This window comes from Pseudomonas helvetica, from assembly GCF_039908645.1.
In the GTDB taxonomy this organism is placed as follows: Bacteria; Pseudomonadota; Gammaproteobacteria; order Pseudomonadales; family Pseudomonadaceae; genus Aquipseudomonas; species Aquipseudomonas helvetica.
This window is the reverse complement of the sequence record NZ_CP150917.1, coordinates 4,497,774-4,510,600: the sequence shown is the minus strand read 5'-3', so window position 1 is coordinate 4,510,600 and position 12,827 is coordinate 4,497,774. Positions and strand designations below refer to the sequence as shown.

Below are 12,827 nucleotides of genomic sequence, written 5' to 3'. Positions count from 1 at the left end.
ACAAAAATATATGAAAATTTCTTTTATTATTCCAGCTTATAACTCTGCTGCCACACTGCAACGATGCTTGGATTCAATATTGAGGCAGCCATTCAATGATTGCGAAATAATCATTGTTAATGATGGATCAACGGATGCCACGCAGCAGATTATAGATTTATATAAAACCCTCGATAGTCGAGTGTTTTCTATTACCCAGGCTAATGCAGGGCAGGGGGCGGCACGTTCGTTGGGGTTGAAACAGGCTACAGGTGATTATATCTGGTTTGTTGATAGCGATGACTGGTTACTGCCGTCCGTAATGCCTAGGATCAATCGAATACTGAGCCAGTTGCGTCCCGACGTTTTTGTAGCGAACTTCGAATATTCTTTCGACGACAAAGCCGCAATGCCTTCCAGCTTGGTGCCTGGGCATTTAGTGGGTGAGATGATCCATCCGACGGTTGATGTCCACACATTTGCTGCTGTTTCTTGCTGGAATACTCCTCCTTGGCGGTTGATAGCCACACGTAAACACCTGCTTGAGCATAAGATAGAGTTTGAGCACGGTGTGTTTTATGAAGATCACCCTTTTGCAATTCATTTGATGTTGACTGCGAATCGGGTTTATGTTGATGGAAGTATTTCATACTCTTATTACCAGCGCCAGGACTCAACGACCAAGGTTAATGATCGTAAGGCGATGGACTTTTTAACTGTCAGAAAGTCGTGCTTGGATCTATTTGAAAAGTATGGTCAGCGGGAGCGTCTCGGTCCAATCGTGGCTGGTTATATTGCGCCTATTAATTTTTTCAATGCGCATGTAGCAGATGCTTACAAAGTTGAATTTTTGCACCGTTTGCATGATGAAACCTCCAAAAGTGATGTGGAGTTTGCTCGTCTTCATGGTGATGAAGGAATCAAAGCATTTGCAGATGCGCTGGAGAGCAAGAGTCACGATTTTGGGAAGAATCTGCTTCAAGGCAAAGTCCGACGTAACAGGTATACACTTGCAGGCGCCAAGCGCTTTGCAAAAAGAATCCGGGCTGGGTTGATTCGACGACTCGTACAGAGAGCCATCAAAATCAAGAATACCCTGGCGGGTGAGCTTCAGCACAGCGGGGTGGATCTCAGCGGACAACGCTTTTTGAGAGCGGGTACTGGTACGAGACTTGAGGCCCTGTACATCGATGTGCGTGTAAATATTGAAGATCGCCCTTACGTAAATATTGGTGAATACAGCCATGTAGGTGGCACTTTTGTCTTTGAAAGAGGGCTGGGCGATATCACCATCGGTAATCGGAGTTCAATTGGTGGCGGATGTAAACTCATCTGTACCCAAGAGGGTGGGATACACATTGGAAACAATGTAATGCTCTCTTGGGATTGTACGGTGATGGATTCCGATTCGCATTCTCTTAATCCCGAAGTCCGCGCATCCGATGCGTATGACTGGAAGGCTGGTGTAGATGCGAACCGTATCGGTGCTTATAAAGATTGGTCTCAGGTAGCCTCTGCTCCTATCCGTATTGATGATAACGTGTGGGTAGGGTTTGAAACGGCTATTTTGAAAGGTGTCCATATCGGAAAGGGTGCAGTTATCGGGGCGCGTTCTATGGTGACGCGTGATGTTGCCCCTTTTTGTATTTATGCAGGTACTCCCGCTAGGTTTATAGGTTTTGTTCCACGCGACACTTGGAGCTGGGAGGAAATAATTCACGCCTCCCAAGGGAATCCCAAGGACCAGCAGATGTTGATGGATGCGTATCTGCACAAAGACTTGCTTGGGTCACTTAACAGATTCCGCGCTACAGAAGAATTTAGCGCCACATTGCAGGAGTTACGTAAGCATGCGCCTGAGGCCAAGACCATCATCGATATTGGTGGCGCCGGTGGCGTGATGTCTGTCGCACTTGCTCTTGAAGGTTACTCGGTAACACTGGCTGAGCCGTCCAGTGACAATATAGTCGGTACACAAGCGGCAGAGAAATTAGTACGCTTAGCTTGTGAATCTCTAGATCCGACTGTCAAGGATCGTATTACTATCAGGCAAACATCCGTTGAGAGTCTGGATGGAAGCCAACTTTTTGATATCGCTTATTGTCGGCAAGTGGTTCATCACTTCAGAGATCCTGTAAAGGCCTTGCAGAAAGTTAACGATAATCTCAATGTGGGAGGCGTTGCGCTTCTTGTCAGAGAGCACATCATTTTTGATGATGAAGATAAGACAAACTTTTTATTGAATCACCCTTTCCACAAATATAGTGGTGGGGAAAATGGATATCGTGCCGATGAATATGAGTCCTTCATTCAACAGGCAAAATTTGAGTTGCTAGAAACGCTGGTATTTGCTGGCAGCCCTATAAACTATTTTCCTCATACAAAGGAAGTTGCTGAGTCCATTTCTGAACAGGAAATTGCAGGGCGCCCCTACACCTTTATCGCAAAAAAATCCGAGGTGCACCAATGAAACACCTGATTTTGGGATCTACCGGTTTTATTGGAGCGGCACTTTTCAGAACAATGCGCTCCTCGGGACTGGATGTAGTGGGTGCCGATGTTCGTGATTCAACGGAGATGCCGTTTATACGCTTCGACGCATTGAGCCCGGATTTTGAAAGTCTGGTGAGGGAAGCTAAACCTGATGTAGTTATCAATTGTACAGGTGCCGCGAGCGTTCCAGACTCCTTCACCGCCCCTTTGTACGATTACACGCTTAATACCGCCCGGATTGCCGAGATGTTAGAGGCCATTCGTCTTTGTGCGCCAACTGCAAAGTTCGTGCACTTTTCGAGTGCGGCTGTTTACGGGAACCCTGATGTTAGCCCTGTGGCTGAAACGTGCAGAGTGAAACCGCTATCGCCGTATGGCTGGCACAAGTACCATGCTGAGAATATTTGTAAAGAATATTATGAAATGTTCGGGGTTAAAACTATTTCGCTGCGAGTGTTCTCGGCATTTGGGCCGGGTTTAAAGAAACAAATTTTTTGGGATATTTATAATAAAGCGCTGAAGAGTAAAACACTGGAGTTGTTCGGGACGGGATATGAAACCAGGGATTTTATTTATGTGGATGATGTTGCCAAGGCTGTGATGTGTCTGATTGAGAAAGGCTGTTTTGATGGTCGAGCAGTGAATGTTGCAAACGGGATAGCTTCGACTATTCGTTGTGCGGCAACAAGCTTGCTTTCGTCGCTGGGGCTGCAAAAAACTATAGAGTTTAGCGGTTCTGAACGACTTGGTGATCCATTGAATTGGCAGGCAGACATACAGTATTTGAGTTCTTTGGGTTACACCCCCGACTTCACGCTTGAGCAAGGCCTGGAAAAAGTAGCGGCCTGGATGCACGAGCAATAATTTATTTTTATATTTTTGATGTGGTAGGAGCAAGGCCGTGTTTAAGCGTCCAGTAATTGGTGTGCCATTTAACTATGACGAGAGCTGGATAGGCGGCACATATTACATAAAGAATCTCATTAGTTCTTTAAATGAGATTGCAGATAGTGAAAAGCCAGATGTTTGGATTATCAGTCACTCGAAAGAGTCTTTTGATTTTATTAATGGCAGTACTGGGTATCCACGCCTGAACTGGATAAAGCCCGCTAATATAGCCAATATTGATGGCGGGATATCGAGGCGGACAAAATTGTTGTCTTGGTTGACCCCGCGTTTTTTCAAAAATCAAATGCGGTTCGATTTGGTATTCCCCTATCCAATCGATACGCGCATGCAGCAAACTGCTTGTTGGATACCTGATTTTCAAGACAAGCGCCTTCCCGATTTTTTTAGTGCGGATGAACTTGCTGCGCGGGATGCTCAACACAGACAATACTTCCAAAACTATAAACATCTTGTTTTTAGCAGTGAAGCCGTCAAGGCGGATTTTAATGAGTTTTTCCCTGAGGCGAATGTTAATCAGTACGTGGTCAGGTTCGCTACTTTTGAGAATCGGTCGGTAGGAAAGAGCAAGGCTGAGGTTTTGCAGAGGTACGGATTGCCGGAAACCTTCTTTTATTGCCCCAATCAGTTCTGGATTCATAAGAATCATGACGTCGTTATAGACGCTGTAGACTTGCTTAAGAAGCGTGGAGTGAACGTAACGGTAGCATTCTCTGGTAAAGAGCATGATCACCGTGCTCCAGATCATACATCCAGACTCAAAAGCAAGGTTGAAATGTTGGGGTTGACTGACAATATTCGATTCTTGGGTTTTATTCCTAGAGATGACCAGATGGTTGTATTTGAGGCAGCAACCTGCATTGTGCAACCTTCGTTGTTCGAAGGATGGTCTACAGTGATTGAAGATGCAAAATCCGTATCTCAATACGTGATTGCTTCAGCGATACCTGCCAATATCGAGCAATCTCAAAAAAATATCGATTTTTTTGAACCCGATGATGCCGAACAGCTATCCAGGCTGTTGGAAAAATATTCACAAATTGAACCCCGGCGAGAAGAGTTGAACTACAAGGAAGCTCAAGTAGAATTTGCGAACTCGTTCATGCGCCTTGTGTCGTCCGTTAAGGTCGCTAATAGCAAAAACTGAGATGTACTAATGTACGGGAAAAAATTTTGAAGACTGGGTTGATGATAGGTGTTCGATCAATGCTCCGTAATAGGAGTTTGATTTTTCAGATGACGCTGCGTGATATATCAATGCGTTATAAAAATTCGTTTTTTGGCGCGTTGTGGATGGTTGGGCAACCTCTGTTGCAGTTACTATTGTATGGTTTCGTGTTTCAAGTGGTCTTGAAGTCACGGTGGGGTATTCAGACTCCCTCCGGTGAAGATATTCCCTTTGGACTTCTATTGTTCTGCGGTATTTTGCTTCATGGCCTGCTGGCGGATACTTTGGTACGAGCCCCATCTTTGATCATTAGTAACACTTCGTATGTAAAGCGCGTTATATTTCCGCTCGAGATCTTGCCAGTGGTGAACGTCTTGAGTACGGGAGTGGGTATCCTGTTCGGCCTTCTTATATTGATTGCTGGCGTCTTATACTCAACAGGGGCGGTCTCTTGGGGTGTTTTGCTACTACCGATCCCCATTGGTGGTTTACTCATGTTCACCGTAGGGGCTGGTTGGTTACTAGCGGCGATAGGAGTTTACTTTCGCGATCTTTCACAGATTACGACCAGTCTCGCCACAATTATGCTGTTTACCGCCCCTATTTGTTACCCTGCCGAAATGGTGCCTGAAAAGTTCAGGTGGCTGATGAATATCAATCCATTAACAATTCCTGTGGAGACTGTTAGAGCTCTGGTGTTCGCTCATGATGCAGTCAATTGGCAAGCTATGGGAGTTTATCTCGCCGTGGGTGCATTGATGAGCGTATTTGGGTATTTTATCTTCCATAGATTACGAACAGGATTCGCTGATGTCCTCTGAAATCGCCATTAGTATCAACAATGTTTCTAAATTGTACGATATTTATAAGTCGCCGATGCAGCGAATCAAGGGGCTGCTTTTTCAGCACCTAAACAAGCGTAGTACGTATCAAGCGCTGCATCCGTTGTCCTTTGATATTCAGCGTGGTCGTTTCTTTGGGATTATTGGTCAAAATGGCAGCGGTAAATCCACGCTTCTGCAGATTATAAGCGGCATTTTGATGCCCACCACAGGCCAGGTACAGGTCAAAGGCCGAATTGCAGCGTTACTCGAGTTGGGCGCTGGGTTCAACCCGGAATTTACCGGTCGTGAAAACGCCAGATTGAATGCTCAAATTTTGGGGGTCTCAGGAGCGAAATTTGACCAGGTATTCCCAGAGATTGAGGCTTTTGCAGATATTGGCGATTTTATAGATAGTCCGGTTAAGGCTTATTCCAGTGGTATGTTTGTTCGGCTGGCTTTCGCTGTGCAAGCCTGTATAGATCCGGATGTATTGATTGTCGATGAGGCCTTGGCTGTTGGGGATATTTTCTTCCGCTTGAAGTGTTATGAGCGGCTGGAAAGACTTCGTGAGAAAGGCTGTACAGTTATACTTGTTACTCACAGCATGGATGATGTGATGCATTACTGTGATGAAGTACTGCTTCTTCACAAGGGTGAGGCCCTCTTTATTGGTAACGCAGCGGACGCGATCAACAAGTATTATGCGCTGGGTCATGTAAGTGCAAAAAAAATAATCAATGAAGATGCTGCTCGGATGAATCAGGCAGCAAGCAACATGGTAGATAATGAATCGCCTGACGATGCTATCGCTTCTGATTTCATATGGCCTGACGGGACCACGATTGATGTGCAGGGGCGAGAACAGACTGGGGACGGTGCTGTTGTGTGTACTCGTATCGGATTGGCGAACGCCGAAGGTAAGGCCTGTCAGGTTTATCATCAATACAATACAATGAAGGTTCATGTTGAGTTTAAAGTACTGGCTAACTTGGAGACTCCTGTCGTAGGGTTTGTATTACGGACAGACAAGGGTGTCATTGTGCACGGGCGCAATACGGGGCAGTGTGGTTCTTTGGTGCCTGAGATGGTCCGAGCTGGGCAGCGGGTACGAGTGACGTTTGATATTCCATTGGATTTTGCTTCTGGTGAGTATTTGCTGGATGTTGGCTTTGCAACCTGGCCTAAGCTGTTGCATGCCAATCTTGAAAGAGTATCGATGACCGAGATTGAGTCCGAGTCGATTAGACACTGTGTTGTTTCGAATGTCGTTAGTTTTTCTATAGTGCCCACGGGGCATCTTGGCTTTGACGCTCAGCCATTTTATGGTCTTGCAAGTGTCAAATCAGATGCTGTATTGACCGTCAGCGGTTAACGGGGTAATAAATATGTCGCAACGTCAATCGCTGGGTGTGCGTGTAAGGCAGCTCTTTCATGTAAAGCTTGGGGTTTTGAAGCAGCACGCGGGTAGATTAATTGCCCCGTCCGTTTATTCGGTAGATGCTGTTGAGTGTCAAAGCATGCCTTTGATTTCAATAGTAATTCCTTCGTTTAATCAAGGGCAATATATAGGGCGAACGCTGCAGAGTATTTTGAGTCAGTCGTACCCCAATATTGAAATTATTGTGCAGGACAACTGCTCGGCTGACAGTACTTCAGATGTAGTTGCTTCTTTTGCCTCTGATAAAATTGTTTTTTATTCTGAAAAAGATAAAGGGCAAGCGGATGCAATTAATAGAGGGTTTCAGAAGTCGTCAGGCGAGATCTTGCACTATTTGAATTCCGATGACGTATTGCTGCCTAACTCTTTGGGTTTTATTGCACGCGAATTCGAAAGAAACCCTGTTGTAGATTGTATATATGGTAATCGACTCATCATTGATGAGGAGGATCGTTTGGTCGGGAGATGGGTGCTGCCTTATCATGATGACAATTTGCTACACGCCATAGACTACATTCCTCAGGAGACCCTATTCTGGAGGCGTTCACTTTGGACTCGCGTAGGTGGGCGTGTTGATGATACACTGTCATTTGCCTTGGATTGGGATATGCTGCTGTGTTTTGTGAAAAATAGTGCGCATTTCAGACATGTACCTTGTTTTCTCGGTGCATTTCGTATTCACAGTGATCAAAAAACCACCAGTCAGTACGAGCAAATCGGGCGTGCTGAAATGATGAAGATTAGAGCCCGGTATCCGCGAGGTTTGTTGAGCCGATGGCTGATGCCGATCAGGCATCTATGCTTTTTACTAAGTCACATTCGCGCTGATAAGAAGTCTATGAGCAATGTGGCTGATTGAACGTATAATATTTCGGAGAATGATATGAAGGTTGCACTGATTACTGGCGTCACAGGTCAAGACGGCGCTTATCTGGCTGAGTTGCTTCTGGGTAAGGGGTACGAAGTGCATGGTGTTAAAAGGCGAACGTCGCTTTTCAATACCGACCGTATCGATCATCTCTATCAAGATCCGCATATTGAAAATCGAAATTTTATCCTGCACCACGGTGACCTGACCGATTCTACGAGTTTGATTCGCATCATCCAGCAGGTGCAGCCGGACGAAATTTATAATTTGGCAGCACAGTCTCACGTTGCTGTCAGTTTCGAAGAGCCTGAGTATACTGCGAACTCAGACGCCTTGGGCGCTCTTCGTATTCTAGAGGCTATCCGTATTTTGGGGCTGGAGAAGAAGACCAAGTTCTATCAGGCTTCGACTTCCGAACTGTACGGTTTGGTCCAAGAAACCCCCCAGAAAGAAACCACTCCTTTTTATCCTCGTAGCCCTTATGCCGTCGCTAAGCTTTACGCTTATTGGATCACTGTAAACTACCGTGAAGCGTATGGCATGTATGCCTGTAACGGTATTTTGTTTAACCATGAATCACCTGTTCGTGGCGAAACTTTTGTGACTCGGAAAATTACCCGTGCGCTAGCGCGTATTAAGCTCAATCTGCAGGATTGCTTGTACTTGGGCAACCTGGACGCTAAGCGGGATTGGGGGCATGCGCGTGATTATGTTGAAATGCAATGGCTTATGCTTCAACAGGAAGTTGCAGAAGATTTTGTGATTGCAACAGGTATTCAATACAGCGTCAGGGACTTTGTTGATGCTGCCGCTAAAGAGCTTGATATCGAAATTACCTGGAAAGGGCAAGGGGTAGACGAGAAGGGGTACGATGCGGCGGGCAAATGTATTGTAGAAGTAGATTCACGTTATTTCCGTCCGGCGGAAGTTGAAACGCTGCTGGGTGATCCGTCCAAGGCCAAGAATAAGTTGGGTTGGACACCGAAAACCACTTTTGCTGAGCTCGTTTCTGAGATGGTCAGAGAAGACTTGAAGGCAGCTGAGCGTGATGAGCTGGTTAAGCGTCACGGTTACAGCGCATTCAACTATCACGAGTGATTTCGATTATGCCGTATAATAGTAAAATTTATGTGGCGGGTCATCGCGGAATGGTTGGCTCAGCCATTCTGCGTGAGCTTAAGAAACGCGGTTATACTAATATTGTCACTCGTGATAGGGCTGAACTTGATCTATGTGATCAGGTTTCCGTTCGAAATTTTTTCGAGGTTGAGCGGCCTGATCAGGTTTATCTAGCTGCGGCAAAAGTGGGGGGGATATATGCGAATAACACTTATCCTGCTGATTTTCTTTATCAAAACATCATGATTCAGGCCAATATTATTCATGAGGCTTGGCGTGGCGGTGTGCAGAAACTTCTCTTTTTAGGATCGAGTTGTATTTATCCTCGTTTGGCACCGCAGCCAATGACGGAGGATGCGCTTCTCACCGGAAAGCTTGAAGAAACTAATGAAGCGTACGCGATCGCGAAAATTGCCGGTATCAAGCTTTGTGAGTCTTATAATCGTCAACATGGCGTTGATTATAGAAGCGTCATGCCGACGAATTTGTATGGTCCAGGCGACAATTACCACGCTGAAAATAGCCATGTCATACCTGCACTTATACGCAAATTTCATGAGGCCAAAGTCGCGGGTTCGCCGGTAGTTCTAATTTGGGGGAGCGGTACGCCAAAACGTGAGTTTTTGTTTGTGGATGACATGGCGGCAGCAAGTGTCCATGTGATGGAGGCTACCCCGGAACTCTATGCCAGTGTTACAAAACAGACCCTCTCTCATATCAATGTCGGTTGCGGCACGGACATGACCATCCTTGAGTTGGCCCATCTTGTAGCCAAGGTTATTGGGTTCAATGGGCTTATTGAACTTGATAGTAGTAAGCCCGATGGTACACCTCGGAAGCTCATGGATATTTCGCGAATTACGGGGATGGGCTGGCAGCCTTCTGTCGGACTTGAGCAAGGCTTGTCTATTGCTTATGCTGACTTTCTAGTAAGAGAGAAGGTACAAGTTGACTGAAGCATTAGTTACGGTCGCAGTACCTTCTTACAATCAGGGCGAGTATCTGGATGCCGCACTGTCTTCGATTTTCTCTCAAAACTTACCCGTTGAGGTGTTCGTTGCGGATGGTGGCTCGACAGATAACTCTGTCGAGATCATCAAGTCGTGGGAAGGACGATTGGCTGGATGGAGGAGTTCGGCGGATGATGGCCAAGCTGCTGCTATTAACGAATGTATTAGCAAGGGTTCTGCTCCATTCGTGTGCTGGATTAATAGCGATGACTATTTTCTAGAGGGCGGCCTGGCCAGGCTAGTTAATGAACTGCTCTCGAGTGAAAGTGCTCCTGCTGTGTACGGTCGGGCTTGGAATGTTCGCGAGAAGGACAACAAAAGAACGGCTATCTGGGTTGAAGAGTTCAGTGAAAAAAGGTTGGCGGTGCGCTGTATTATTTCGCAGCCTGCTACATTGATACGACGTCGAGCTTGGGACGCAGTGGGAGGGCTTGATGCCTCTCGCCACATGGCCATGGACTATGACTTGTGGTGGAAGTTGTATCGGCTAGGAGGTCCATTGCGTTTCCTCAATGAGTTTGTTGCCGTTAACCGGGATCATGGTGATACTAAAACTAATACCAGAAGAGTAGCTCATTATACTGAGGCGATGGCGGTCGTTCGTAAGCACCATGGTAAGCTTCCGCTCAAGTGGTGGCTGTTTCAGCCTTATGCAGTATGGTTTAAGGCTCTTCTCAATAAAATAGAAAGTAGAAAATGAAAGTTCTTCATGTCTTTAAAACGTATTTCCCCGATACTTTTGGTGGCATAGAGCAGTGTATCTATCAGCTTTGCAAGGGGGGAGAGGAGTTCGGTGTTGAAAGCCAGGTCCTTTGCGTTTCGACTCAGCGGGCTGGATCACTTTTCTACGAGGGACATCGAGTTCATTATGCGAGATCGAACTTTACTCTTCTATCAACTCCGTTTTCTCTTTCTGCAATCCTCAGTTTGCGTAAGCTAGCAGCTCAGGTAGATATCGTGCATTACCATTTTCCATGGCCTTTCATGGATGTTGCTCACTTCCTTGTTCAGCGTGATAAGCCGATTGTCGTTTCATATCACTCGGATATCGTTAAGCAGCGTTGGACGCTTGAGCTGTATCGTCCTTTGATGAACAGATTCCTGTCTTCGGCATCTGCTATAGTCGCCTCCTCGCCTAACTATTTAGAAAGTAGCTCTGTTTTACAAAAATTTAAAGATAAGGTTTCAGTTATTCCGATTGGTTTAGATAAGCGTAGCTTTCCAGTACCCGCACCCGAGAGAGAGTTGCATTGGCGATCGAACCTTCCATCTCGGTTTTTTCTTTTTGTTGGTGTATTGAGATATTATAAAGGCTTACATACCCTTCTAGACGCCGCCAAAATTTGTGGCTACCCGATCGTCATCGCCGGTTCGGGGCCAGAGGAAGATAACCTGAAGAGGCAGGCCGTTGAGCTTGGTCTGACCAATATAGTATTTGTCGGGCGAGTCAGTGATGAGGATAAGGTTGCACTTCTTACACTTTGTACGGCAACTGTGTTTCCATCTCATCTTAGGTCTGAAGCATTCGGAATTTCATTGTTAGAGTCTGCGATGTATGCCAAGCCAATGATCTGCTGTGAGATTGGTACAGGTACGACGTACATAAACGTCGATCAGCTAACTGGATTTGTTGTACCACCCGAAGATCCCGCTGGTTTGGCTGTTGCTATGCGTAAAATGTGGGAAGATTCGAATACGAGCTACGCGATGGGGCAGGCCGCCTTTGTTCGATACAAAGAAATGTTCACTTCGGAGAGCATGGCTAGGTGTTATGCAGAGCTATATCGTGACTTATTGTCAGGGGGATGAGGCTGCTGTTTTTATTTTTAGGCGATTTCAATATCTTCGGCTTTTTGCAAGTTGTCCGATAATTTGGTGTTGGGCGGACAAGGGGCATATCGTCGACCTGCAAGAACAGATCAAATTATTATCTTTGCGTTTGTTCGAGTGTAAGGCGGAGTAAACAATCAATCTCCGAGCAAAGTAAGCGCCTCATAGACCCCCGCATACCAAGCGATGGGTTTAATGGTTACCTTGGCATCTCTGGCGAGCAGTTCCAGGATAGCCATAGGTCCCGACCTTTAAAATGTGAGGTTCATGGAGCGCTTACGATTGCTCATGGCGACCTCAGTACTGAATTGAAGTGGCTGGGATCAAGCGGCTGGCGATCAGGTTGATCTTGCGGCGGTCTTCTTTGTCGGCCTCCCGGGCCGCTGTTTGACGCTGGATCTCGTCGGCGGCATCGTTCTGACGCTTGATCTCTGCGAGGCGGGCGTCTTCTGCGGCCTGAATGGCTCGCTGTTTGCAGCTACCTACATAGCATCAGGGCCTGCTAGCGCAAGCGCACGGACGTTCACAGTCGTAGACCCTAAGGTGCCCAGGCTTCTGGGCCGTACTTAGTTAAGCTTACGGCTATTGGGCGGTGGTACTGATGCAGATAAAACTATCTCCGCAACGTCGTGATGACGACCCTAGACGTCTCCAAGGTAGGCGAAGTACTGACCATCAATGGCGAGGCCTTCGACTTTACAGAGATGAGCGATGGCGACACCTTGCTCGCACTCGCCATTTCGTCTGCCTGGTTCGTGGGGCAGGTCGATAGGGTGGGCACAGAGTGGAGCTTACCCTCATCCTTCCTTTACCATCGAACTACAGCCAGGAGCAGGCCTTTCCGGAGCCGCTGGTGGATGTTCCTGACGGACCTATAGCTCTACCCAAGCCACTACCGGAGGGCCGGGCATGAATATCGATGGTCTCAACTGATCACAACGTCTATGAAGGATGCCGCGCTGCCTTCCAGCATCTGGCCAGTGTCATTGCCATTACCGAGGCCGCTCACCGTCGCTCTGTCGCCGACTGCACGATCACCCCGCTACAGGATGCCGTGGACATCGACGAGGCGACCGACACCGACGTGGCACTGCTCAAGTCATGGAAGAAATACCGGGTAGCGCTAAACCGCATCGAGACTCAGACAGGCTACCCAGAAACAATAGATTGGCCTGTAGCGCCAGCCTAGATT

Annotated in this window: 11 protein-coding genes and 1 pseudogene; all 12 read left to right on the top strand. The window is 46.8% G+C overall.

The annotated features are described in order from the left end of the window. The first annotated feature begins 10 nt into the window (after positions 1-10). The 12 genes and pseudogenes from AABM55_RS20985 (at position 11) to AABM55_RS20930 (ending at position 12,824) form a co-directional block, all read left to right on the top strand. Positions 11-2,449, top strand: coding sequence for a glycosyltransferase (locus tag AABM55_RS20985; RefSeq protein ID WP_347927690.1), 2,439 nt, complete (start codon positions 11-13; stop codon positions 2,447-2,449). Beyond that, a complete protein-coding gene (locus AABM55_RS20980; protein ID WP_347927689.1) occupies positions 2,446-3,336 on the top strand; it encodes an NAD-dependent epimerase/dehydratase family protein in 891 nt (296 codons plus the stop codon). Before AABM55_RS20985 ends, AABM55_RS20980 begins: the two co-directional genes overlap by 4 nt. A gap of 37 nt (positions 3,337-3,373) precedes the next feature. Continuing rightward, entirely contained in the window at positions 3,374-4,525 is a 1,152-nt protein-coding gene (locus AABM55_RS20975) for a glycosyltransferase (protein ID WP_347927688.1), read from the top strand. Between the two features lie 89 nt (positions 4,526-4,614). Further along, positions 4,615-5,367, top strand: coding sequence for an ABC transporter permease (locus tag AABM55_RS20970; protein ID WP_347927687.1), 753 nt, complete (start codon positions 4,615-4,617; stop codon positions 5,365-5,367). Next, the gene (locus AABM55_RS20965) at positions 5,357-6,742 is read left to right on the top strand and encodes an ABC transporter ATP-binding protein (protein WP_347927686.1); all 1,386 of its coding nucleotides are present in this window, start codon (positions 5,357-5,359) and stop codon (positions 6,740-6,742) included. Before AABM55_RS20970 ends, AABM55_RS20965 begins: the two co-directional genes overlap by 11 nt. A gap of 13 nt (positions 6,743-6,755) precedes the next feature. Next, complete coding sequence (locus tag AABM55_RS20960; RefSeq protein WP_347927685.1) at positions 6,756-7,667, top strand: glycosyltransferase family 2 protein; 912 nt, start codon at positions 6,756-6,758, stop codon at positions 7,665-7,667. Positions 7,668-7,691: 24 nt separating this feature from the next. Beyond that, on the top strand, positions 7,692-8,774 hold the full coding sequence (gene gmd / locus AABM55_RS20955; protein WP_347927684.1) for a GDP-mannose 4,6-dehydratase: 1,083 nt from the start codon (positions 7,692-7,694) through the stop codon (positions 8,772-8,774). Positions 8,775-8,782: 8 nt separating this feature from the next. Then, entirely contained in the window at positions 8,783-9,751 is a 969-nt protein-coding gene (locus tag AABM55_RS20950) for a GDP-L-fucose synthase (protein ID WP_347927683.1), read from the top strand. Next, a complete protein-coding gene (locus AABM55_RS20945; RefSeq protein WP_347927682.1) occupies positions 9,744-10,505 on the top strand; it encodes a glycosyltransferase family 2 protein in 762 nt (253 codons plus the stop codon). Before AABM55_RS20950 ends, AABM55_RS20945 begins: the two co-directional genes overlap by 8 nt. Further along, positions 10,502-11,614: a glycosyltransferase family 4 protein gene (locus AABM55_RS20940; protein ID WP_347927681.1), complete on the top strand. Its 1,113-nt coding sequence runs from the start codon at positions 10,502-10,504 to the stop codon at positions 11,612-11,614. Before AABM55_RS20945 ends, AABM55_RS20940 begins: the two co-directional genes overlap by 4 nt. A 622-nt stretch (positions 11,615-12,236) precedes the next feature. Then, positions 12,237-12,548, top strand: a pseudogene (locus AABM55_RS20935) (hypothetical protein). A 6-nt stretch (positions 12,549-12,554) separates the two neighbouring features. Continuing rightward, entirely contained in the window at positions 12,555-12,824 is a 270-nt protein-coding gene (locus AABM55_RS20930) for a tail fiber assembly protein (RefSeq protein ID WP_347927679.1), read from the top strand. The last annotated feature ends 3 nt before the right edge of the window (positions 12,825-12,827 follow it).